The organism is Klebsiella sp. GFKo11 (genome assembly GCF_056490265.1).
Window position 1 is genome coordinate 5,101,221 of record NZ_CM151369.1, and the last position, 23,899, is coordinate 5,125,119.

A 23,899-nucleotide genomic window follows, 5' to 3' on the forward strand; every position below is an offset into this window, starting at 1 on the left:
AATCACGCCAGTGCTTAGCACTGGCGGATTTATCTATATTACAACGCTTTCCAGGCATCACCCCAGGCAATACCAGCACCAGGTTCATAGTAAGTCGGCGCAACGTTACACCATGCACCTTCCGGTAGCGGTTTACACTGATACAGTGCGCCGTGGCTATTAACGATATCGCCCGCTTTCCAGGTCTGAGTACTGCTCCAGGAAGGATAGCTGATGGTGCCGCTATCTTTGCCATCTGTAGCTTCATCTGCAGCAGCCGCTTTGGCCTTCACGTTCAGCGTGTAAGTCGTCGTGCTGGACAGCAAGCCATCACTTACCGTCAGGCTGACAACGTACTGCGCATCCTGATCTTTCTCCGGAGCGGTAAAAGTGACAACAGCTTTATCCTGACCGCTAATAGTTTGACCATCCTGAGACATCCAGGTGTAGCTCAGCTTGTCGCCATTAGCATCGGTAGAGCCTTCAGCACTCAGAGAAACCTGGGCACCGGCTTCGATAGCGCCGATCGGGCCAGAGATACGGGCAACTGGCGCAACGTTAGTCTCCTGCGCCGGCGTGGTATCTTCGGGCGTAACCGGAGTGGTATCAGTTGTCGAGTCTTCAGCCTGACCGTTGTCGTCTACGATGTTGACGTTGAAGTGGCCCTGGACGCATTTCGCATAGTCACCCGCTTTAAAGGCAGTATATGGCGTCTGATAGCCTACCAGTTGGCAAGCATTCGTTTTGCCATCAGAGGTCTCTGCGCTCCATCCCCAATCTTCTTCCCAGTAGATTGGCAGTGCGCCCGCGCCGCCTTCATCAAACTGCTTCATGTTTTTACAGCCGAGAACTTCGTCATCGGCAATCGGTACTTTCAGATAGTTAGCAAACTCTTTGTAGTAAGCGATACGGTTAAGAGACTGGGCGTTCTCTTCCGCACCACCGCACTCTACGCCGCCGTTGATAATTTGGATGCTCACGCCAAAGCCCGTGACCAGACCGTTTGCTTTATCGTGATCGTTTGGCTGCCAGGTACCATCAATAACGTGCAGCATAGATGGCTTCGGCGGCTGCGGGTAAACGAAGAAGAAGACGGCGCTCGCCAGGTTCATCCAGGTATCAGCAACCAGTTCCGGTTTATCCAACAGCGGACGAACGTCGCCGCCGTACATGGCATCAGAGAATGGGCCATAGTTGTAGTTGTAGGAGAGCTGTTTCGCCCCGCGACCAAAGTAGCTAAGGAAATCGCCATCTTTGTCTTTACCACACGGCCAGGTCTGCCCCTGCCAGATATCCGGGTTACATTCGCCGTTGTAGCCGCCTTTCTGCCCTTCTACCCAACCTACTTCGCGGAGATAGACCAGAGCCTGACGCCATTCAGGAATATCACGCCAGCTTTCATGGCCACCAGTTTCCTGCGCAAAGTGAGCAAACATGGTTGCCAGAGATTTACGGCAGATGGCATCACTGTCGCGACCATCGGTATAGGTACCGCAAACAGCAGGGAATTTACCAACCGCTTTGAGGAAGTTGGAGTAAGTATATTCCGGAGCACGCATCGGGAACAGATAGTCCCAATCTTGCTCAGATAGCATACCCTCAACACGTTTAACGTTTGCCGGGTTGGTCGAAAGACCCGGTTCAATTTTTTCAACTTCACTGTTAGACAGCGTCTGAATGGATGATTTTACCGCATCCATCAGTGGGAAGTCGGTTAATGCTTTTTCTTTAGCGCTCAGATCGCTCGCTTTAATGGTTGTCGCTTCTGTTGCACCAAGTAACGGTGCGGCCTGTGCGGCCCCCAGGCTTAACATGATCCCTGCGGCCACGGCGCTCAACGCGACGGTTTTATACAATGCCATAGTATTTCTCCTTTATCCTTGTTAACTGCCTGCCGGGTCGCAATACCTGGCAGTTGCTGCAGTTTTAGGGAAGAACGGCATCATCTGCTAATCACATTACCTCTCACTGATCTCATCTCGCATCAGTAAACAACACATAAAAAAAGGGCCGGAAAATCCGACCCTTAGAGATAAAAAATGATATTGATAATCAGGCGTAACCGTAGCTCATCAGCCGCTGATAGCGACGGTTGAGCAGCTCTTCCTCATTCAGAGTGTCGAGGTCTGCCAGGTCAGCCAGCAGTTGAGCTTTCAAGCTCGCCGCTATCGCTTCCGGATTACGATGCGCGCCGCCCAGCGGCTCCGGAATGATAGAGTCAATCAGCTTCAGCTCTTTAAGACGCGGAGCGACGATACCCATCGCTTCAGCGGCCAGCGGCGCTTTGTCGGCGCTCTTCCACAGAATGGAAGCACAGCCTTCCGGGGAGATAACGGAATAAGTGCTGTACTGCAGCATATTCACTTTATCGCCCACGCCAATAGCCAGCGCGCCGCCGGAACCACCTTCACCAATCACGGTGCAGATAACCGGTACGCTCAGGCGTGACATTTCACGCAGGTTACGGGCAATCGCTTCAGACTGGCCGCGTTCTTCCGCTCCCACTCCCGGGTAAGCCCCTGGAGTGTCGATGAAAGTAATGATGGGCATTTTAAAACGCTCAGCCATCTCCATCAGGCGCAACGCCTTACGATAGCCTTCTGGTGCCGGCATCCCGAAGTTGCGACGAATTTTCTCTTTGGTTTCGCGCCCTTTTTGGTGGCCGATAATCATCACCGGACGCCCGTCCAGACGCGCAATCCCACCGACGATAGCTTTATCGTCAGCGTAAGCACGGTCACCAGCCAGTTCGTCGAATTCGTCGAAAGCCAGGCGAACATAATCCAGGGTGTATGGGCGACGTGGATGGCGTGCCAGCTGAGCGACCTGCCATGCGCCAAGATCGGCGAAGATCTTGCGCGTCAGCTCTACACTTTTTTCGCGCAGGCGATGCACTTCTTCATCGATATTAATATCCAGTTTCTCATCCTGGCGGCTTACCGCAGTCAGAGAATCGATTTTCGCTTCCAGCTCTGCAATCGGCTGTTCAAAATCAAGGAAATTCAGACTCATAGTATTCCTGTATTAGTCAAACTCCAGTTCCACCTGCTCCGAGCCGATAAGGCCACGCAGATCGTTGAGTAAACGATCGCTCGGAGAGACGCGCCATGTTGCGCCAAAACGCAACCGCGCGCGCGCATCCGCCCTCTGATAATAGAGGTGTACTGGAATGGTTCCCGAACGATGGGGTTCCAGAGACTGACGGAGTCGGTTTAAAAGCTGGTCATCAATTTGCCTGTCCGTCAGCGAGATAGCAAGCCCGCGAGCATATTTTTCCCGGGCTTCGTCAATGTCCATGACTTCACGAGCGGTCATTTTAAGCCCCCCGCTGAAGTCATCAAAGCTGACCTGTCCGCTGACGATAAGTATGCGGTCTTTTTCCAGCAATTGCTGGTATTTATCCAGGGCATCGGTGAATAACATCACCTCCAGACGCCCGGAACGGTCATCCAGCGTACAGATGCCGATACGATTGCCGCGCTTGGTGACCATGACCCGCGCCGCAATAACGAGCCCCGCCGCTGTGGTCACTTTACCACGATCGGTCGGATGCATGTCTTTGAGTCGTACGCCGCCAACATAGCGTTCGATCTCTCTCAGATACTGGTTAATCGGGTGCCCGGTCAGATACAGCCCCAGGGTCTCCCTTTCGCCCTCCAACACCACCTGTTCCGGCCACGGCTGGCAGTTAGCGTAGGATTGTTCAATTTGTTCCGGCTCTTCTGCCAGAACGCCAAACATATCAGCCTGGCCAATCGCTTCAGCTTTGGCGTGCTGATCGGCAGCCTTCAGCGCATCGCTCAACGAATTCATCAACGCCGCGCGATGCGGGCCGAGGCGGTCAAACGCCCCGGACATAATCAGTTTTTCCAGTACCCGACGGTTTAGCTTTTTGATATCAGTTCGCGCGCAAAGATCAAACAGCTCACGGAAATAACCGCCCTGGTTACGCGCTTCAATGATCGCTTCAATCGGGCCTTCACCAACGCCTTTGATGGCGCCGATACCATAAACGATTTCGCCATCGTCATTGACGTGGAAATGGTACAGGCCAGAGTTAATGTCCGGCGGCAAGATTTTCAATCCCATGCGCCAGCACTCATCAACCAGACCGACCACTTTCTCGGTGTTGTCCATATCCGCAGTCATTACCGCTGCCATAAACTCAGCCGGATAGTGCGCCTTCAGCCACAGCGTCTGATAGGAAACTAACGCATAAGCGGCAGAGTGCGATTTGTTAAATCCGTAACCCGCGAATTTCTCCACCAGGTCAAAGATTTTCATCGCCAGTTCACCGTCCACGCCGCGACTCTTCGCACCCTCTTCAAAGGTGCCGCGCTGCTTGGCCATCTCTTCCGGCTTTTTCTTACCCATCGCACGACGCAGCATATCTGCGCCGCCGAGGGTGTAACCGGACAGTTCCTGGGCAATCTGCATAACCTGTTCCTGGTACAGGATAATACCGTAAGTCGGCTCCAGTACCGGTTTCAGACACTCATGCTGCCACTGCACGTCTGGATAGGAGATTTCTTCACGGCCGTGCTTACGGTCGATAAAGTTATCTACCATGCCCGACTGCAGCGGGCCCGGACGGAACAGGGCCACCAAGGCTATCATATCTTCGAAGCAGTCGGGCTGCAGGCGTTTGATCAAGTCTTTCATGCCGCGGGATTCAAGCTGGAATACCGCTGTGGTTTCCGAGCGCTGCAGCATATCGAAGCTTTTTTTATCGTCGAGCGGGATAGCCGCGATATCTATCGGCTCCAGGCCCTGCTTCGCCCGACGTGGGTTGATCATTTTCAACGCCCAGTCGATGATCGTCAGCGTACGCAAGCCAAGGAAGTCGAACTTCACCAGCCCCGCGTATTCCACGTCGTTTTTATCGAACTGAGTAACCGGGTTTTGCCCCTGATCGTCGCAATATAGCGGAGCGAAATCGGTAATTTTAGTCGGCGCGATAACGACACCACCGGCATGTTTACCCGCGTTACGCGTGACCCCTTCCAGCTTACGCGCCATATCGATCAGTGCTTTGACTTCTTCATCGGCTTCGTAAATTTCCGGAAGCTGTGGTTCAGCCTCAAAAGCTTTTGCCAGGGTCATACCCGGATCGGGCGGCACTAGCTTGGATATGCGGTCAACAAACCCGTATGGATGTCCCAGCACGCGGCCCACGTCGCGGATAACCGCTTTCGCCGCCATCGTACCAAAGGTAATAATCTGCGAGACCGCGTCACGACCGTACATCTCCGCCACATGTTCGATAACCCTGTCACGTTTCTCCATACAGAAGTCAACGTCGAAGTCGGGCATTGAAACACGTTCCGGGTTAAGGAAACGTTCGAACAGCAGGTCAAACTCTAGCGGGTCCAGGTCGGTAATTTTCAGCGCATAGGCCACCAGCGAACCCGCACCGGAGCCTCGCCCAGGACCTACCGGCACGCCGTTATCTTTCGACCACTGGATAAACTCCATAACGATCAAGAAGTAACCTGGGAACCCCATCTGGTTGATAACCTGGAGTTCAATATCCAGACGTTCATCATATGGAGGGCGGGATTCTGCGCGCTTTTCAGGATCCGGGAATAAAAATTCGAGGCGCTCTTCCAGCCCCTCTTTTGATTTGACGACGAGAAAGTCTTCTGTCGACATTTCCCCGGTCGGGAACTGCGGCAGGAAATATTCGCCAAGCCGCACGGTAACGTTGCAACGTTTGGCGATTTCAACGGTATTTTCCAGCGCTTCCGGAATATCAGAGAACAGCTCGCACATCTCCTCCTCGCTGCGCATATATTGCTGCGGCGAGTAGTTGCGCGGGCGCTTAGGATCATCAAGGGTAAAACCGTCGTGGATAGCTACGCGAATTTCATGCGCATCAAAGTCGCCGGTCTCCAGAAAACGGACATCGTTAGTCGCGACAACGGGTAAACCGCACTCTTCCGCCAGTTGCACAGCCGCATGAAGATAGCTCTCTTCATCAGCGCGTCCAGTGCGGATCAGCTCTAAATAGTAACGATCGGGAAAATACTGCTGATAAAAAGAGACGCACTGCTCGACCAACGCCATGTTACCGCGCGTCAGGCTTACGCCAACGTCACCCTTGCGCGCGCCAGATAACAGAATGAGGCCTTCCTGATGTTCGACCAACCAGTCGCGATCGATCCACGGCCCCAATGCGCCGTAACCGCGTTGATAAGCGCGGGAGATTAGCAGCGTCAGGTTTTGATAGCCGACGTTATTCGCTGCCAGCACCGTTAGCTCAGTCAGCTCATCACCCATCAAATCGCTCTGGACGTGAAAATCCGCACCGACAATCGGTTTAATCCCGGCGCCATGTCCCGTTCCATAGAACTTCACCAGCCCACAGAGGTTGGTAAAATCAGTGATCGCCAGCGCTGGCATGCCAAGTCCGGCTGCCTTTTTCACCAGTGGTCCGGTTTTCGCCAGCCCATCAATCATGGAATAGTCGCTGTGCACCCGCAGGTGTACGAAACGTGGTTCAGCCATCTTCAGATTCCGCGTTACTTAATTGCTTGCGTGTCGGTTCAGGACGCCAGGCCCAGCGCGCGTTTCACCGGGCCAAAACTACGCCGATGATGCTCGATTACGCCATGTTCCAGCAGTTTTTGCAGGTGGAAAGCGGTGGGATAACCTTTATGTTGGGCAAAACCGTACTGGGGGTATGCCCGATCCAGTTCGGTCATTTCAGCATCGCGCGTCACTTTAGCCAGAATAGACGCAGCGCTAATTTCCGCCACCCGGCTATCGCCTTTGACAACTGCCAGTGAAGGTACAGGCAGCGGCGGACAGCGGTTGCCATCAATCAGGACATACTCTGGGGGAATACTCAAACCGCCAACAGCGCGCTGCATTGCCAGCATGGTCGCGTGCAAAATATTCAGTTCATCGATTTCATGCGGCTCAGCACGACCGAGGCTCCAGCACAGCGCTTTTTCTTTGATCTCATCGAATAGCGCCAGGCGGCGTTTTTCGCTTAACTTTTTGGAGTCATTAAGACCCACAATCGGTTTTGCCGGGTCGAGAATGACCGCGGCAGTCACCACCGCGCCAACCAGCGGACCGCGTCCGACTTCATCAACTCCGGCAACCAGATGGGTATGCGGATAAACGAATTCCATCATTTTGCTAGCTCCAGTACTGCATCCGCCGCCTGTTCATCAGCGTTACAGCGGATCTGCTGATGCAGCGCACGGAAGGTTTCATGCATATCGTGGCTGGTTTTACCATCGGCCAGCAGCGGCTTCAGCGCGTCGGCTAACGCCTGCGGCTGGCACTCATCCTGCAACAGTTCTTTGACCAGTTCGCGCCCGGCCAGGAGATTTGGCAACGACACATAGTCAGTTTTAACCAGCCGCTTAGCTAACCAGAAGGTAAATGGCTTCATACGATAACCAACCACCATCGGACACTTCGCCAGCATGCACTCCAGCGCAGCCGTTCCGGAAGCCAGTAGCGCGGCATCGCTTGCTATCATCGCGTCTCGCGCCTGGCCGTCCAGCATATGCACCGCAAGATCCGGTGCCGTTTCCGCTTTGATACGCTCGAACTGCTCCCGCCTTTTCGCATTGACCAGCGGCACAACAACTTCCAGGTCAGGATAATAACCCCTCAGGATCTGCGCCGTTTTCAGGAAATCGGCGCTAAGCATCTCGACTTCAGCGCCGCGGCTTCCCGGCAGTAGCGCCAGGCAGTGCACATCCAGGGCGATCCCCAGACGCTCGCGCGCCGCGCCTTTGTCCGGATCCAGCGGCATCGCGTCCGCCATCGTGTGGCCGATAAACCGACAAGGGACATTAAATCTGTCATAAAACGCTTTTTCGAAAGGCAGAAATGCCAGTACCAGATCGGTCGATCTGCCAATTTTGAAAACGCGTTTTTGCCGCCATGCCCAAACGGAGGGACTGACGTAATGGATAGTTTTGATACCCTGCTTCTTCAGATTACCTTCAAGAGTGATATTGAAATCAGGCGCATCGATTCCAACGAATACATCGGGCTTAAGATCGGTGAATCGGCGGGTAAGATCGGCACGGATATGCAGCAGGCGACGCAGGCGTCCGAGCACTTCGACAATGCCCATTACCGCCAGCTCTTCCATCTCATACCAGGCTTCACAGCCCTCGGCCTGCATCAGCGGCCCAGCAACGCCGACAAAGCGTGCATCAGGTATACGGGCTTTAAGCGCACGGATAAGACCTGCGCCAAGAATATCGCCGGAAGTTTCTCCGGCGACCAGGGCAATAGTCAGGGGACGCGATTCAATCATTAACGAATCAGGCCGCGCGTTGAGCGGGCAAAAAAGTCAGTGAATGCCTGAACTTCAGGGTGCTGAATCGCCAGTTCGGCGATCTCAGGTTTTGCTTCGTCCAGCGTTTTGCCACTGCGATACAGCAGTTTATACGCGTTGCGAATGGCCGTGATCGCTTCACGGCTAAAGCCACGGCGTTTCAGCCCTTCGATATTGACGCCAAACGGCGTTGCGTGGTTGCCCTGAGCAATAACAAACGGCGGAACGTCTTGCGCAACACCGGAGCAGCCGCCAACCATGACATGTGCGCCGATGATGCAGAATTGATGTACTGCGGTCATGCCGCCGATGATAACAAAATCATCCAGCGAGACATGGCCAGCAAGCGTCGCGTTATTGGCCAGAATACAGCGGTTGCCAAGCGTACAATCGTGCGCCACGTGCGCGTTGATCATCAGCAGGTTATCGCTGCCCACCTTCGTTAATCCACCGCCCTGTACTGTGCCACGATGAATGGTGACGCTTTCGCGTATGCGGTTGCGATCGCCAATTTCCACGCGGGTTGGTTCACCAGCATATTTCAGATCCTGGTTAACTTCGCCGATGGAAGCGAACTGATAGATCTCGTTATCACGGCCAATTTTGGTATGACCATTAATGACAACATGAGACTTCAGTACGGTGCCTTCGCCAATTTCGACATTAGCGCCAACAATACAAAACGGACCAATGTGAACGTTAGCACCAATAACGGCGCCTTCTTCTACAATGGAGGAAGGATGAATAAAGGCGGTTTTATCAATCACGTATCAGGCCTCCCGGCTACGGGCACACATCATCGTTGCTTCGCAAACCACTTTTCCATCAACCAGCGCAACGCCTTTGAAACGAGTCAGGCCGCGACGGGTTTTCTCAAAAGTGACTTCCATAATCATTTGATCGCCAGGTACGACCGGACGTTTGAAACGCGCTTCGTCGATCCCGGCAAAATAATACAGCTCGCCCGGCTCCAGTTTTCCCACGCTTTTGAATGCCAGAATGCCGGTGGCCTGCGCCATTGCTTCCAGAATCAGTACGCCCGGTAAAATCGGCTTACCAGGGAAGTGTCCCTGGAAAAACGGCTCATTTACAGAAACATTTTTTACTGCGCGCAGAAAACGACCTTCTTCAAAATCCAGCACGCGATCTACCAGCAGGAACGGGTAACGGTGAGGGAGAAGTTCCAGAATCTCTTCAATGTGCAGAGTATGAGTGTCAGTAGTCAAAATACTCTTCCTGTCTAAATATACTAAAGGGCAATAATAACACGGCCTGCGGCAATCTCATGAATGCAACAGGCCGAAAATTTAATGTGTCGGGTGAAGCACTAATCTTGCTGATTAACCTTGCGCTCAATAGCTTTGAGACGCTTGCTCATATCATCAATATTCAGCACCAACGCAGCCGTTTTTCGCCAAACCTTATTCGGTTGCAGCGGAATACCTGAAGAGTAAACTCCCGGCTCGGTGATTGGACGCATAACCATTCCCATCCCCGTTACGGTAACTTTATCGCAGATTTCCATGTGTCCGTTGATCACGCTGGCGCCGCCAATCATGCAGTAACGGCCAATTTTCAGGCTGCCCGCCATGATCACACCGCCAGCAACGGCAGTATTGTCACCAATCGTCACGTTGTGCGCAATTTGACATTGATTATCGATGATCACACCGTTGCCGATCACAGTATCGTCCAGCGCACCACGATCAATGGTAGTACAAGCGCCAATCTCCACACGATCGCCAATAATAACGCGACCCAATTGTGGGATCTTAACCCAATTACCACGATCGTTGGCGTAACCAAAGCCATCCGCACCAATTACCGTACTGGACTGGATCAGACAATTCTCGCCGATCTCAATATCGTGGTAAACGGTCACATTGGCCCACAAACGCGAGCCAGCACCAATTTTCGTATTTTTCCCAACGAAGCATCCCGCGCCGATAACAACGTTATCGCCGAGCACAACGCCCGATTCAATAACAGCATTCGGGCCAATAGCAACGTCAGTACCCAGCTTAGCCGTGGCGTCAATAACCGCGCTGGGCGCGATATTCTGCGCCGGCTGCGGCGTGGTATCAAGAATTTGAGCCATGCGCGCATATGTCAGGTAGGGATTACGCACTACCAGCGCGGCACTATGGGCAAAGGGCAAATCATCCTGCGTCATCACGACAGCAGACGCCTGGCAAGCGGCCAGGTGTTCACGGTACTTAGGATTTACCATGAAAGTAATATGGCCCGTTTTAGCGGATTGCATGGACGCAACGCCGGTGATGACGATATCGCCATCACCGTGTAGTTCTGCATCCAACTGTTGTGCTAAATCAGCCAGTCGAATTGAAGGCATTACTTATTTAACCTGTTTCAGCACATCAGCGGTGATGTCTTTTACATCGCTGCTGTTGTATGCCACGGCATTAGAGTCAACAACCAGATCGATGCTCTGATCTTTAGCAACGCTCTGTACTGCGCTCTGGATACGAGTCACCAGCTTGCCACGTTCTTCGTTAGAACGACGTGCGCGGTCCTGCTCGAAAGACTGGGCTTTCTGGGAGAAAGTCTGGCGCTGAGCCATCACGTCTTTTTCCAGTTTGGTACGGTCAGCACCGGCTTTCATGGACTGCAGACGCTGCATTTTAGACTGCAGGTCGCCTTCCATACGCTGCAGCTCGCTTGCGCGGCCTTTAAACTCGTTTTCCAGCGTGTTAGAAACGCCTGTTTTCTGGGCAACCTGTTGGAACAAGTTGTTCATGTTAACCATTGCAATTTTATCTGCCGCCTGAGCGGAAGTTACCATTGCTAAACCCAGACCTGCAGCTAATAACCACTTTTTCACAATAAACTCCTTACCATCCCATGAGTACCCTGAGGTACCGTTATTTGCGTGGCCAGGCGATAACCTCAGTTATCGCCAATAGTCAGCGCTATACTGCTCTTGCATTCCATTGCAGCCAACACAATTACCAGGTTTTACCGATGTTAAACTGGAACTGTTCAGCTTTGTCTCCATCGTACTTTTTAAACGGCTGGGCGTAGGAGAATACCAACGGCCCTAACGGCGACATCCACTGAACTGCGATACCCGCAGACATACGAATGTTGTTCGGATCGCTGTAGTCAGGAACTCCAGCGGCTCTCGTCGCCGCAGTATTCTGCCAGTTCGTATCCCACACGGTACCCATATCCCAGAAGAAGGAAGTACGGACCGAGTTCGCATATTTATCGCTAATAAACGGCGTTGGGGTGATAAACTCGAGGCTGGCAACCGCCATGGCGTTACCGCCCACCGCATCATCTGATTTACAGTCTTTACCGTCAGAATTGGAGCACTCTTCGTAGTCATCATCATCCCCAGCATAGGCCCCTGATTTATAGACCGCCTTCGGACCGATGGTATTAGACTGGAAGCCGCGCACGGTGCTGGAACCACCCGCATAGAAGTTCTCATAGAACGGCATCTCTTTGCTTCCAATACCGTCACCATAACCCAGTCTGGTACGTCCCAAAACTACCCATTTGTGATCGTCATCAATCGGCACATAGGTTGCCGTATCCAACGTCGCTTTGTAGTATTCGTTGTCAGAGCCCGGAATTGTCACTTTACCATTCAGGTTGACACGTGAACCTTCGGTCGGGAAGAAACCACGATCGAGCTTGTTATACGTCCAACCGTAGTTGAAGGTGAAATCATCAGCAGAGAAGCTGTTGGTATTATCTGCCCCCATTGATGCAAGGTAACGATCCATAGCGACCTGAGGCTGCATATTGGACAGCTTGTTATGCACGTAGCCCAGACCCGCGCGCAGCGAATTGTATTCGTTGACCGGGAAGCCCAGCGTGATGTCTGTACCATAACTTTTGTTGGTATAGTCAGACAGGTCCGCATCGTTAGCATCGAAGTCGTTATAGAAGACACGACCACCGAGGCTGACGCCATCCACGGTAAAGTACGGGTTAGTCACCGACAGTTCAGTATAGGTCTGGTAATCGTTTTTGGTGCCGTTAATACCAACAGAATAGCCGGTACCGAGCCAGTTATCTTGCTGAACGCCAGCCTGGAAGCTAACGCCGCTTTCAGTACCGTAACCAACACCAAAGTTAAAGCTACCGGTATTACGTTCTTTAACCTTGTAAACTACGTCAACCTGATCCGGGCTACCCGGTACGCGCTGCGTATCGGTATCAACCGTTTCAAAATAGCCCAAACGGTTCAGACGATCTTTACCCTGGTCAACCAGGTCGCTACCCAGCCAGGCACCTTCCATCTGACGCATTTCGCGACGCAGAACGGAATCTTTCGAGGTATCGTTACCTTCAAAACGCACTTTACGCACGTAATAACGGTTACCCGCATCCACGTTAACGTGTAGCTTCACAGTCTTGTCGGTATCGTTAATTTCCGGCTGGGACTGAACGCGCGGATAGGCGTAGCCATAGCGACCGAGGAGTTTCTTAATGTCATTCTCCATTTTGGTCACTTTGGTGCCGTTATACAGCTCGCCCGGCTCCACTTTGGTCAGCGCTTCGATTTCTGCCGAATGTCCCGCCAGATCGCCTGTCACCTGCACACCAGAAAGCTTGTACTGATCGCCTTCGGTAATGTTGACGGTGATGTAGATGCCCTTTTTGTCCGGCGTCAGGCTAACCTGCGTGGAATCAATGTTGAAACGGGCATAGCCGCGATCCAGATAGTAACTACGCAGAGTTTCGAGGTCCCCTGCCAGCTTCTGTTTCTGGTATTTGCGATCGCCAACCACGTTCCACCATGGCACTTCATCGCGCAGTTGGAATGTCGAAATCAGTTCATCAGTGCTGAAAGCATGATTGCCGACGATATTGATCTGCTGGATTTTAGCCGATACGCCTTCCTGGAATACCAGTTTCAGGTCGACACGGTTACGCGGCAGCGGCGTCACGACAGCTTTTACGCTGGCGCTGTACTTGCCGACGCTGTAGTAAAAATCTTCCAGCCCTTTTTCAATATCAGCGAGCGTGGTGCGATCGAGAGATTCCCCTACGCGTACGCCGGATGCCTCAAGGTTTTGCTTGAGCATGTCATCTTTCACCGACTTATTGCCGGAGAAAGTGATGCTGGCAATCGTTGGACGCTCTTTCACCTGCACCAGCAGGGTATCACCATCGCGCAGGACGCGGACATCCTCAAAGTTGCCAGTGGCAAACAGAGCACGGATGGTGTTACTGATATCATCATCGGTTACGGTATCGCCAGGACGCACTGGCATACTGAGGAGGGCCGCACCAACAGCGACACGCTGCAAGCCGTCGAAATGAATGTCCTTCACCACGAACCCTTCAGCACCGTATACGGTTGCGCTGCTAAACAGCAGCGACGCTATGAGCAACTTTTTCATCGCCATCGTTATTATGCGTTCTTCCTAACAAACTCTCTTACAACCGAGAGAAATCATTGAAAAGTGCAAGCCCCATTAACAACACCAGCAATATTGAGCCAATGCGATAACTAAAGTCTTGAACTCGCTCGGATACCGGTCCGCCCTTCAGCTTTTCAATCGCCAAAAACAGCAGATGCCCCCCGTCAAGAACGGGAAGCGGGAACAAGTTGATTATTCCAAGGTTCACGCTAATCAGCGCAAGGAACATCAGATAGTAAATCAACCCAAATTCCGCTGACATTCCAGCCCCTTGGGCGATAGAAATCGGCCCGCTGAGGTTGTTCAGTTTGACATCACCGGTTATCAATTTGCCCAGCATCCTGACCGTTAACGACATCAGTTGCCAGGTTTTATCCGTGGCTTCAGCGATGGCGGCAAACGGTCCGTACTGACGCACTGTCTTATATTCATCAGGCAGCGGGATGACCTTAGGTACGACCCCTGCAAACCCCTCAGATTTACCTTTGGCAGACTTCGTATCTGGCGTCAGCGTCACGGACAAGGGATTCCCCTGCCGTTCGATCTCCAGAACTAAGGCCGTGCCCGGATTATCACGCACCAGATTAACAAACGTCATCCACTGCGTTAACGGTTGACCATCGACTTTAACGATCCTGTCGCCCGCTTGCAAACCCGCCTTTTGTGCTGCCGAGTCAGATTGTACTTCCGCCAGGACCGTATCAATCTGTGCACTACGGGGCTGAATGCCCAGTGATGCGACCGGATCTTGTTTATCCGGCTCGAACGCCCAATGCTGCAGATCGAGGATTTTATCCTGACGTTGATTGGTCCCGAAAGGGGCAACGGTAAGTATTGTTTGCCGATCGCCTATCTTCGCCACCAGCGCCATACGCACAGCATCCCAATCAGGCGTTTCGATGCCATCTATCGCTTTAAGTTCCGTTCCTTTTGCAATTTGTGCTTGCGCGGCTATCGAGTTGGGCGTTATATCGCCAACAACCGGACGAACGCCAGGGACACCAATAATGAAGACCAACCAGTAGGCAAAAATGGCAAAAAGGAAGTTGGCGATAGGCCCAGCGGCAATAACAGCAGCACGCTGACCAACGGTTTTGTTGTTGAAAGCGTAGTGGCGCATCTCTGGCGCCACCGGCTCGACGCGTTCGTCGAGCATTTTGACATAGCCACCTAACGGGATAAGGGCAATAACAAATTCCGTGCCCTGTTTATCAAAGCGCCGCCAGAGTGCCTTACCAAAACCGATGGAGAAACGCTCAACGCGAATGCCACAGCGACGAGCTACCCAGAAATGGCCAAACTCATGGACGGTGATCAACACGCCCAGCGCAATAATAAAAGCAGCCAAATTCCAGAGAACGCTCAGCATAAAATTTTCCGTCAAATCGTCCTGAAAACTAACAAAAGCAGACACGCAAACACAGGGACCGCAGCCGTCAGGCTATCGATACGATCCAGAATACCACCATGTCCAGGAATCAGATTTCCACTATCTTTAATACCCGCTTCACGTTTGAACATGCTCTCGGTCAGGTCGCCAAGCACTGAAGCCAACGCGGCAACGACAGAACAAACCAGCAGGACCGTCGGCGTCACATCCAGATGCGCCCACCAGCCGTAAGCCCAGGAAATCACCGCGGCCGTCAGCAGACCGCCGAAAAAACCCTGCCAGGTTTTACCCGGGGAAACCTTCGGCGCCAGCTTATGTTTACCGAACATTTTACCGAACATATAAGCGCCGGAATCAGCTCCCCAGACCAGGATCATCACATACAGCAACCACAGCGCACCGCTGTAATGGTCATCGGCGTAATGCCAGGCCCGCAGGGCCAGCATGCCCCAGAAGAATGGCACGATAGTCAGGACGCCAAAAATCAGGCGCAATGTTTTTGAATTCCGCCAAAATGTTGCAGAAGCCGGGTAGGTCAGCACCAGAAGTAGCGCGACAATCCACCAACCAAATGATGCCCAAAGCGATCCTTCAACCAGCGGTTGATGGACGTCATAATGGTATTCCGGCATCAGGAAAAGCATCAGCGCCAGCAGCAGGCCGCATAGCACCGACAGCCAGACTCTCTGCGTAGTTGAAGTGAACCCGCTAAATTGCCCCCATTCCCACGCGGCGAGCATACACACGACCAGCGTGACGATGGCAAAACCCGCGGGCGGCAATAGAAAAAGCGCCGCTATAACGACGGGGATTAAGACGAAAGCAGAAATCAGGCGATACTTCAGCAAAAGTGACCCCCATCAGGCATTGTTGCCACCCGGCTCAGTGCCGCCGAAACGACGCTCTCGATTAACAAAGGCATGGAGTGCACCTTCAAAGTCCTGTTCAGCGAAATCGGGCCAAAGAACATCTGTAAAGTAAAGTTCGGCATAGGCAATTTGCCAAATCAGAAAGTTACTAATGCGATGCTCTCCCCCGGTCCTAATAACTAAATCTACGGGTGCAAGCTCATTCATACAAACCTGCTGGCTCAGCATCTCTTCCGTGATTTGATCGGGTTGCAGCACCCCGTCCTGTACCTGTTGAGCCAAATGGCGAACGCCCTGGACGATATCCCAGCGGCCGCCATAGTTCGCAGCAATGTTCAGGGTCAAACCTGTATTGTTCTCAGTCAACGCCTCCGCTTTACGGATACGCTCCTGCAAACGTGCGTTAAAACGTGTTGTCTCGCCGATAATGCGCAGACGAACGTTGTGCCTGTGCAGGCTTTTCACTTCGCTATCCAGCGCCCAGACAAACAGCTCCATCAGCGCACTGACTTCCTGCGCCGGACGATTCCAGTTTTCACTACTGAATGCGTATAACGTCAACGCTTCAATACTATTGTTCGCCGCGAAAGAGACGGCTCGACGAACAGATTTCGCCCCGGCTTTATGGCCAAAGGCGCGAATTTTTCCTTGCCGTTTCGCCCAACGACCGTTGCCGTCCATAATAATGGCAACATGACGACAGCCATGTGCGGACGACATTTCGCTGACAGTTTGATTAGCAGACAACATAACGCGTTTTAAGTCCATAATAAGGATTAGCTAAGCTACCAAACACGGGTCACCGGTCAGCGCTGGATACGCATTTTTATCCGGTACCGGAGCTACGGCCAATCGCAGAGAACAACCAAAAGCTTTACGCAAAAAAGCCGTGTCTTGCCACGGCCACCGTAATCTTTCACAACAAAATGCAACGATCGGATGGCGCAGACTATATCACTGAAGCCCAGCGCCCACAAATATCACAACGAGTATCAGAATTTGCTTCGGGACGCCAATATCTGGCTTGCGCAAGCCCGAGCCATAGCGTCAATCACCAGTACTTCATCAATACTTTGCGGTTCATTCAACGCTTGTTGATCCAGCACTGACTGGTTAACCGCCGCGATATCGGTAAAACGAATATCGCCATTCAGGAATGCGGCTACGGAGACTTCGTTCGCCGCATTAAGCGCCGTTGTCGCCGCCTGACCAACATCAAAGGCATCCATCGCCAGCTTCAGGCACGGATAACGCCCGTAATCCGGCGTCGAGAAATTCAGGTTACTTAATTGACAGAAATCCAGCGGTTTTGCCCCTGAGTTCAGACGATTAGGCCAACCCATTGTGTGGGCAATCGGCGTACGCATATCCGGCTCACCGAGCTGTGCCAGGACGCTACCGTCCTGATAACGCACCATCGAATGAATCACTGATTGCGGATGGATAAGCACTTCCATTTGCTGCGCCGAAGCATTAAACAACCAACGGGCTTCGATATACTCCAGCCCTTTATTCATCATGGTGGCAGAATCGACAGAGATTTTACGCCCCATTGACCAGTTTGGATGACGACAGGCCTGATCCGGTGTCATTGCCGCCAGTTCGCCAATTGCCGTATCCCGGAAGGGTCCGCCTGAGCCGGTCAACAAAATCGACAGCACACCATTCTGCGTTAAATCAGCGTATCCCAAATTATGTTGAATTGTTTCCGGCATACTCTGAAAAATCGCATTATGCTCGCTATCAACAGGCAATAGACGCGCGCCATGTTGCTGAACAGCATCCATAAACAGACGCCCGCAGGTTACCAGCGACTCTTTGTTCGCCAGCAGGACCGTTTTTCCTGCGCGTATTGCCGAGAGAGTCGGTACCAGACCTGCGGCACCAACAATTGCCGCCATAACCTGATCGACATCGTCCAGCGCAGCAACATCTGCCGCAGCCTGTTGACCGCTCATCACTTCAGTACGACTGCCGTGCCCGCGCAACCTGACCCGCAGCGACTCAGCGCTTTGCGCATCGTCCATTACCGCGTAACGAGGGGCGAACTCCAGACATTGTTCAACCATACGGTCGACATTTTTCCCCGCGACCAGCGCGGCGATGGAAAAGCTACCGGGGTTATGGCGCACCACATCCAGCGTGCTGCAGCCAATAGAACCCGTCGAACCGAGAATGGTTAATTGCTTCATGAGACGTCCAGAAGAATTATGACAAAATAAAAAGCAAAACGCCGCCAGCAAGCCCCTATGCATCAATCATCGGGTTACAGAACGGAAGCATTGAACCTTTGACATGGCGCCAAAGGCTACAAGGCCAGCCGTCTAAACGCAATCCCGAAAATTGAGCGTACGGTCTCCTGTACGGCGTTTCAGACTTTACGTAGATCCATACTTCGAATCTACGTGTCGGCAGAGGATCAGAACTGCATCAGTTCCGCTTCTTTATCCGCCAGCGCCGCATCAACTTTCTTGATAGCAGCATCGGTCATTTTCTGCACATCATCCTGAGAGCGGCGATCGTCATCTTCACTGATCTCTTTCTCTTTCAGTAATGCTTTCACTTTATCGTTGGCATCGCGGCGAACGTTACGTACGGCAACGCGCGCCTGCTCGGCTTCGCCGCGCACAATTTTGGTTAAATCTTTACGACGCTCTTCAGTCAGCGGCGGCAGCGGAACGCGGATATCGGTGCCCGCAGAGCTTGGGTTCAGACCGAGGTCAGATGCCATAATCGCTTTTTCAACGGCCGGGCTCAGCGAGCGATCGAACACGTTGATTTTCAGAGTACGGGAATCTTCTACCGTTACGCTTGCTAGCTGACGCAGCGGCGTCGGCGTGCCGTAGTATTCCACGACAATGCCATCCAGCAGGCTGGGAGAAGCACGACCCGTGCGTATTTTGCTGATTTGGGTTTTGAACGCTTCGACGCATTTTTCCATGCGTACTTCAGCATCTTTTCTGATATCGCTAATCACGTTACGAATCCTTGAAAACTTGTCTCAGACAGACCAGACGGTCGCCCACACAAAAGTGAGCTAAGTATAGTCATGTTTATGCTCAACGTCTTTCATACTACGGGTCAGCCGCAGTATTCCATCCACAAGCATGTTGAAAACCATCGGGCCATAAACCCGTAAAAGTAAGGCCGAATATTACCCGCATTTGACGCTGACGGGAATTATTCCGTAATTAATGTGCCTTCTTTTTCGCCCATCACCACACGGCGCAGCGCGCCCGGCTTGTTCATGTTGAACACGCGAATCGGCAATTTATGGTCACGGGCCAGGGTGAAGGCTGCAAGATCCATCACTTTCAGCTCTTTATCCAGTACTTCGCTGTAGGTCAGCTGATCGTACATGGTGGCAGAAGGATCTTTGGCCGGGTCAGCGGTAAATACGCCATCAACTTTCGTCGCTTTCAACACAACATCAGCTTCGATTTCGATACCGCGCAGGCAAGCTGCGGAATCAGTGGTAAAGAAAGGGTTGCCCGTACCGGCGGCCAGAATCACCACGCGGTTGTTACGCAGCAGACTGATGGCTTCCGCCCAACTGTAGTTATCACACACGCCGTTCAGCGGAATAGCTGACATCAGGCGGGCGTTCACATAGGCGCGATGGAGAGAATCACGCATTGCAAGGCCGTTCATGACCGTTGCCAGCATGCCCATGTGGTCGCCCACAACGCGGTTCATACCTGCTTTCGCCAGACCAGCTCCACGGAACAAGTTACCGCCACCAATCACTACGCCAACCTGAATACCCAGTTCAACCAGTTCTTTGATTTCCTGAGCCATACGGTCAAGTATGCTTGCATCAATACCGAAGCCTTCTGAACCTTGCAGAGCTTCGCCACTTAATTTAAGCAGAATACGTTTGTAGACGGGTTTTGCATTGGTAGCCATGTTTCTTTCCTGAGACTGTCAACGAATGAGATGAATTATTTCCGGCGACATTGTACGTCGCTTTCCAGCGTAGCCACCAGAGCGGTTGGCTGAATTTACAAGTTAGGCACAAAAAGAAGCCGCCCTCAGGCGGCTCCTTTTTTGAAAATTAAGACTGCTTGGACATCGCAGCAACTTCTGCTGCAAAGTCAGTCTCAACTTTCTCGATGCCTTCACCCACTTCAAAGCGGATGAAGCCAGTCACGTCAGCGTTGTGCTCTTTCAGCAGCTGAGCAACAGATTTGCTCGGATCCATAACGAAAGGCTGACCAGTCAGAGAAACTTCGCCGGTGAATTTCTTCATGCGGCCTTCAACCATTTTCTCTGCGATTTCTTTCGGCTTGCCAGACTGCATGGCGATGTCCAGCTGAACCTGGTACTCTTTTTCTACTACGTCAGCAGAAACATCTTCCGGCTTAACGAATTCAGGCTTGCTTGCAGCGATATGCATAGCCAGCTGTTTAACCAGCTCAGCGTCAGCGCCTTTAGCCGCAACCAGAACACCGATACGCGCACCGTGCTGGTAAGAACCCAGAACTTCGCCTTCCAGGGAAGAAACGCGACGAATGTTGATGTTCTCACCAATTTTAGCTACCAGCGCAACGCGTTCTTCTTCGAACTGTGCCTTCAGTACTTCAACATCAGTGATTTTGCCTGCAACAGCAGCGTCCAGTACTTTGTTAGCGAATGCCTGGAAACCACCATCTTTAGCTACGAAGTCAGTCTGGCAGTTAACTTCCAGAATGATGCCGTAGGTGCCGTCAATTTTAGTGATGATCACGCCATCAGCAGCAACGTTGCCTGCTTTTTTCGCTGCTTTAATAGCACCGGATTTACGCATGTTTTCGATTGCCAGCTCGATGTCACCGTTAGCTTCGGTCAGCGCTTTTTTGCAATCCATCATGCCTGCGCCAGTACGCTCGCGCAGCTCTTTTACCAGGGATGCGGTAATTTCAGCCATTCTTTAATCCTCGGGAGATTTGACTCGCCCGGTTCCAGGAACCAAACGAATTTAAAAGTGAAAAAGGGGCCGCTAAGAGGCCCCTATTTATACACGGTACTAAATAAGGGGATAACCTTATTATTCAGCTTCTACGAAGCTTTCTTCCGCTTGAGAAGCCAGATCCTGCGAACGACCTTCACGCACGGTAGTCGCTACAGCACCCAGGTACAGAGTAACTGCGCGGATTGCGTCGTCGTTACCCGGGATAACGAAGTCAACACCGTCCGGATCGGAGTTAGTATCAACGATAGCAAATACCGGAATACCCAGGTTGTTTGCTTCTTTGATAGCGATGTGTTCGTGGTCAGCGTCGATAACGAACAGTGCGTCCGGCAGGCCGCCCATGTCTTTGATACCGCCCAGGCTGTTTTCCAGCTTGCCCAGCTCACGAGTACGCATCAGCGCTTCTTTCTTGGTCAGCTTGTCGAAAGTACCGTCCTGAGACTGAATTTCCAGATCTTTCAGACGTTTGATAGACTGACGAACGGTTTTCCAGTTAGTCAGCATACCGCCCAGCCAGCGATGGTTCACGAAGAACTGGTCGCAGCTGTTAGCAGCTTCTTTCACCGCTTCGCTTGCAGCGCGTTTAGTACCAACGAAAAGGATTTTGCCTTTACGAGAAGAGATCTTGTTCAGTTCAGCCAGAGCTTCGTTGAACATCGGTACAGTTTTCTCAAGGTTGATGATGTGAACTTTGTTACGTGCGCCGAAGATGAAAGGCTTCATTTTCGGGTTCCAGTAACGAGTCTGGTGACCAAAGTGAACACCAGCCTTGAGCATGTCGCGCATGGAAACAGTTGCCATGTTTAAAACCTCTATATTAGAAAGTTGGGGTTAAGCCTCCACGTATCCCATATTACCGACCCCAAGGGGCACCCCGGAATATGTGCCGATACGTGTGTGTTGTTACACAAAGTGAGATTTATCGCTTCAGTCCATCTTGTGTATCTGAGAATGGAACAGAAGTCCGGCGCGCTTTATACCACAAAACGGGGCTGGAAACCAACAGTTGTTCAACCAAAGGACGCTTCAGGTGGTCCGATTTAGGCTCAAAAGAAGCATAGCAGAGCTTTATCAGGATCAATTCACCAACAGGAGGGTTCATCTACAATCGCGGCACATGGAGTAAAAAGATTCATAAAGGATTTAGTTAGTGAATAAAAATATATTTATCAATACATTAATATTATTAACAGTGAACTGTATCTCTTCCACTTATGCTACAGCGCAGACTTACCTCACAGACGAAACTCACGTTGATTTCAGTGTTAACACCCAACACATCAGCGCAGAAACACAACAGCGTATCACTTCAGCCTTTGAGAAAAGTAAAGAACAGGTTTGGTTTAACCTGACGCCAGAGGCGCTGACAGCTAATCGCTGGAATACAACTTCACGCTATGAGATCAAAAACCAACAACTAGAAATCGAGGGGGTAACCTACTCCCTCAAAGCGGAAAACAACGGTAAGACGTTACGCCTGATTAGCGCACCAAACCTCGCCTGCGGCTTTTTTGACTGTGTTATTACGTTGAAGCTCCAGCAGGCCGATGACAACACCCCGGCACTGCAGAAAATCAAAACACGTTTCGCTGAGCGGCAACAAAAATGGCAGGGCCGCCTCGCTCAGGAGCGCGAACAGCTGGCCGCCCTTCCGCATAAAGATGATTTTCCCGGCGTCATTTTTTCCATCACCCCAAATCTGGCGATAAAACTCCCTTTGCCAATCTATAGCTCCCTTGATTTATGGGATACCGGCGTCTATTTCCGCCGTATGGGAAATAAAGGGCTTTATATCAATATAGAAGATGAAGGTACCCGGGTTTACAGTTTTAAAGAGCGTGGAAAAAACACACCACATCATGGGTCGGCAGAAATCATTGACGGCGAGATTTTTGTGGTTCAAACGGCAAAAGACCCAGCCTATCTGGACAGATGGCTTGCCAGCCAGAAAGGCATTATTTCCCGCACCGACAACGGCGCTATCTACTACAACGAAGACAACAATCCGGAAGCCGTTTATTTTCAGTATGACGATGCCACCGGAACCTGGCTTGTCGCCCGAGCCAGTGCCGTAGACGGCGAGCTTACAACCGTTGCGCGAGCCTGGGCTATTCTGCGCACAATGGATCCACAATATCGCGGTAAGGATGTACTGTCGCTAGCCGACCTGTCTCTGCCGGAAAAAGAGCTAGAATCGCGTTATCAAACCAGCATGAACCAGCTATTCGATATTGCTGAAACCCAGCGCAGTCTCGAAAAGACATTAATGCCGCTATTGGAAAAACCACAGCGTTTTATTAAGCCTCTTTCACCGCGAATGTCAGTAAAATACAACAGTAATTTTTCCAATTATGTTTATGTTGATATCAACGTTCATCATGCCAGTCTTGACGAGGTGATGGCGAAAAACCAACAGAAACACGCCAACGGTAAGCGCCTGGAAAACGTTTTTATTTTTGCGATGAACGGAGATAATGCTGATTATTCCTGGTACTACCAACTGGCCGATAATCTGACGCTGGAGTTTCCGGGCCGGGATGCAACATCGCTGGAGAGCCAGCTATTTCTGGCTCAGGTATTTAAGCATCTCGATTTCAGTAAGCTGCCAAAAATACCCGCCAGCGAACAGAAAAACCTCTTTAAATATAAACCTTTCCCTGAAGCTATTGCCGATATCGGGTTTGAGGTTGGCGATGGTTTTATCGATAATGACGGTAATTTGCTCATTCCTATGCCTAAAAATGGCGTTTATTCGTTCAAATGGCAACCACCCTATATTGTTGCCACCTTTTCTAAATCTGAAGGGGAAGGTGTATACAGCAGAACCGACCAACATTTTAGCTTTGACCGCCACGGTAAGGCCGTTAAAAAACCCTAATCAACCTGATGAACAATGCAGACGTCGGCGTTACCAGAATGTTCAACATCTGGCACTGACGTCGCTGCGCTGTTAACATTGATGTGACTTACCTATTATTGTCGAAAAAATCGACACTGCTGGAC

General features: G+C 51.7%; 19 protein-coding genes. 1 reads left to right on the plus strand and 18 read right to left on the minus strand.

Going from position 1 to position 23,899, the window contains the following annotated elements; translation table 11 throughout:
- Positions 1-38: 38 nt before the first annotated feature.
- The 18 genes from AC07P6_RS24625 to rpsB form a co-directional block, all read right to left on the minus strand.
- Positions 39-1,841, minus strand: coding sequence for a chitinase (locus tag AC07P6_RS24625; RefSeq protein WP_182236462.1), 1,803 nt, complete (start codon positions 1,839-1,841; stop codon positions 39-41).
- 190 nt (positions 1,842-2,031) lie between these two features.
- Entirely contained in the window at positions 2,032-2,991 is a 960-nt protein-coding gene (accA, locus tag AC07P6_RS24630) for an acetyl-CoA carboxylase carboxyl transferase subunit alpha (protein ID WP_181483496.1), read from the minus strand.
- 12 nt (positions 2,992-3,003) lie between these two features.
- Positions 3,004-6,486, minus strand: a complete 3,483-nt coding sequence (gene dnaE / locus AC07P6_RS24635) for a DNA polymerase III subunit alpha (RefSeq protein ID WP_182236460.1) — start codon at positions 6,484-6,486, stop codon at positions 3,004-3,006.
- A gap of 38 nt (positions 6,487-6,524) precedes the next feature.
- Positions 6,525-7,121 carry a ribonuclease HII gene (gene rnhB, locus AC07P6_RS24640; RefSeq protein ID WP_478314907.1) on the minus strand — a complete coding sequence of 199 codons (597 nt, stop codon included), beginning with the start codon at positions 7,119-7,121 and terminating at the stop codon, positions 6,525-6,527.
- Positions 7,118-8,266: a lipid-A-disaccharide synthase gene (gene lpxB / locus AC07P6_RS24645; protein WP_434660062.1), complete on the minus strand. Its 1,149-nt coding sequence runs from the start codon at positions 8,264-8,266 to the stop codon at positions 7,118-7,120. The genes rnhB and lpxB overlap by 4 nt, the downstream gene beginning before the upstream one ends.
- The gene (lpxA, locus tag AC07P6_RS24650) at positions 8,266-9,054 is read right to left on the minus strand and encodes an acyl-ACP--UDP-N-acetylglucosamine O-acyltransferase (protein WP_434660063.1); all 789 of its coding nucleotides are present in this window, start codon (positions 9,052-9,054) and stop codon (positions 8,266-8,268) included. Before lpxA ends, lpxB begins: the two co-directional genes overlap by 1 nt.
- A gap of 3 nt (positions 9,055-9,057) precedes the next feature.
- Positions 9,058-9,513 carry a 3-hydroxyacyl-ACP dehydratase FabZ gene (gene fabZ, locus AC07P6_RS24655; protein ID WP_004145858.1) on the minus strand — a complete coding sequence of 152 codons (456 nt, stop codon included), beginning with the start codon at positions 9,511-9,513 and terminating at the stop codon, positions 9,058-9,060.
- Positions 9,514-9,614: 101 nt separating this feature from the next.
- Positions 9,615-10,640, minus strand: coding sequence for a UDP-3-O-(3-hydroxymyristoyl)glucosamine N-acyltransferase (gene lpxD / locus AC07P6_RS24660; RefSeq protein WP_112215833.1), 1,026 nt, complete (start codon positions 10,638-10,640; stop codon positions 9,615-9,617).
- 3 nt (positions 10,641-10,643) lie between these two features.
- Positions 10,644-11,129, minus strand: coding sequence for a molecular chaperone Skp (gene skp / locus AC07P6_RS24665; protein ID WP_110272461.1), 486 nt, complete (start codon positions 11,127-11,129; stop codon positions 10,644-10,646).
- 124 nt (positions 11,130-11,253) lie between these two features.
- Positions 11,254-13,671, minus strand: a complete 2,418-nt coding sequence (gene bamA / locus AC07P6_RS24670; protein WP_182236454.1) for an outer membrane protein assembly factor BamA — start codon at positions 13,669-13,671, stop codon at positions 11,254-11,256.
- A 31-nt stretch (positions 13,672-13,702) separates the two neighbouring features.
- Entirely contained in the window at positions 13,703-15,055 is a 1,353-nt protein-coding gene (gene rseP, locus AC07P6_RS24675; protein WP_181483502.1) for a sigma E protease regulator RseP, read from the minus strand.
- 11 nt (positions 15,056-15,066) lie between these two features.
- Positions 15,067-15,924, minus strand: coding sequence for a phosphatidate cytidylyltransferase (gene cdsA / locus AC07P6_RS24680; RefSeq protein ID WP_434660065.1), 858 nt, complete (start codon positions 15,922-15,924; stop codon positions 15,067-15,069).
- Between the two features lie 12 nt (positions 15,925-15,936).
- The gene (ispU, locus tag AC07P6_RS24685; protein ID WP_181483504.1) at positions 15,937-16,695 is read right to left on the minus strand and encodes a (2E,6E)-farnesyl-diphosphate-specific ditrans,polycis-undecaprenyl-diphosphate synthase; all 759 of its coding nucleotides are present in this window, start codon (positions 16,693-16,695) and stop codon (positions 15,937-15,939) included.
- 242 nt (positions 16,696-16,937) lie between these two features.
- The gene (ispC, locus tag AC07P6_RS24690; protein WP_478314908.1) at positions 16,938-18,137 is read right to left on the minus strand and encodes a 1-deoxy-D-xylulose-5-phosphate reductoisomerase; all 1,200 of its coding nucleotides are present in this window, start codon (positions 18,135-18,137) and stop codon (positions 16,938-16,940) included.
- Positions 18,138-18,364: 227 nt separating this feature from the next.
- Entirely contained in the window at positions 18,365-18,922 is a 558-nt protein-coding gene (frr, locus tag AC07P6_RS24695; RefSeq protein WP_110272467.1) for a ribosome recycling factor, read from the minus strand.
- A 203-nt stretch (positions 18,923-19,125) separates the two neighbouring features.
- Positions 19,126-19,851 (minus strand): UMP kinase, encoded by a 726-nt coding sequence (pyrH, locus tag AC07P6_RS24700; RefSeq protein WP_110272468.1) that lies wholly within the window; start codon positions 19,849-19,851, stop codon positions 19,126-19,128.
- Between the two features lie 148 nt (positions 19,852-19,999).
- Positions 20,000-20,851, minus strand: a complete 852-nt coding sequence (gene tsf, locus AC07P6_RS24705; protein WP_110272469.1) for a translation elongation factor Ts — start codon at positions 20,849-20,851, stop codon at positions 20,000-20,002.
- A 120-nt stretch (positions 20,852-20,971) separates the two neighbouring features.
- The gene (rpsB, locus tag AC07P6_RS24710) at positions 20,972-21,697 is read right to left on the minus strand and encodes a 30S ribosomal protein S2 (RefSeq protein WP_110272470.1); all 726 of its coding nucleotides are present in this window, start codon (positions 21,695-21,697) and stop codon (positions 20,972-20,974) included.
- 349 nt (positions 21,698-22,046) lie between these two features.
- Here rpsB and AC07P6_RS24715 point away from each other — a divergent pair, with 349 nt between their 5' ends.
- On the plus strand, positions 22,047-23,774 hold the full coding sequence (locus AC07P6_RS24715; protein WP_478314909.1) for a hypothetical protein: 1,728 nt from the start codon (positions 22,047-22,049) through the stop codon (positions 23,772-23,774).
- Positions 23,775-23,899 lie beyond the last annotated feature (125 nt).

Bases quoted from the DNA above. Each gene is read 5' to 3' on its own strand.
- AC07P6_RS24625 (WP_182236462.1), bottom strand. From the start codon at position 1,841: ATGGCATTGTATAAAACCGTCGCGTTGAGCGCCGTGGCCGCAGGGATC.
- accA (WP_181483496.1), bottom strand. From the start codon at position 2,991: ATGAGTCTGAATTTCCTTGATTTTGAACAGCCGATTGCAGAGCTGGAA.
- dnaE (WP_182236460.1), bottom strand. From the start codon at position 6,486: ATGGCTGAACCACGTTTCGTACACCTGCGGGTGCACAGCGACTATTCC.
- rnhB (WP_478314907.1), bottom strand. From the start codon at position 7,121: ATGATGGAATTCGTTTATCCGCATACCCATCTGGTTGCCGGAGTTGAT.
- lpxB (WP_434660062.1), bottom strand. From the start codon at position 8,266: ATGATTGAATCGCGTCCCCTGACTATTGCCCTGGTCGCCGGAGAAACT.
- lpxD (WP_112215833.1), bottom strand. From the start codon at position 10,640: ATGCCTTCAATTCGACTGGCTGATTTAGCACAACAGTTGGATGCAGAA.
- bamA (WP_182236454.1), bottom strand. From the start codon at position 13,671: ATGGCGATGAAAAAGTTGCTCATAGCGTCGCTGCTGTTTAGCAGCGCA.
- rseP (WP_181483502.1), bottom strand. From the start codon at position 15,055: ATGCTGAGCGTTCTCTGGAATTTGGCTGCTTTTATTATTGCGCTGGGC.
- ispU (WP_181483504.1), bottom strand. From the start codon at position 16,695: ATGTTGTCTGCTAATCAAACTGTCAGCGAAATGTCGTCCGCACATGGC.
- ispC (WP_478314908.1), bottom strand. From the start codon at position 18,137: ATGAAGCAATTAACCATTCTCGGTTCGACGGGTTCTATTGGCTGCAGC.
- pyrH (WP_110272468.1), bottom strand. From the start codon at position 19,851: ATGGCTACCAATGCAAAACCCGTCTACAAACGTATTCTGCTTAAATTA.
- tsf (WP_110272469.1), bottom strand. From the start codon at position 20,851: ATGGCTGAAATTACCGCATCCCTGGTAAAAGAGCTGCGCGAGCGTACT.
- rpsB (WP_110272470.1), bottom strand. From the start codon at position 21,697: ATGGCAACTGTTTCCATGCGCGACATGCTCAAGGCTGGTGTTCACTTT.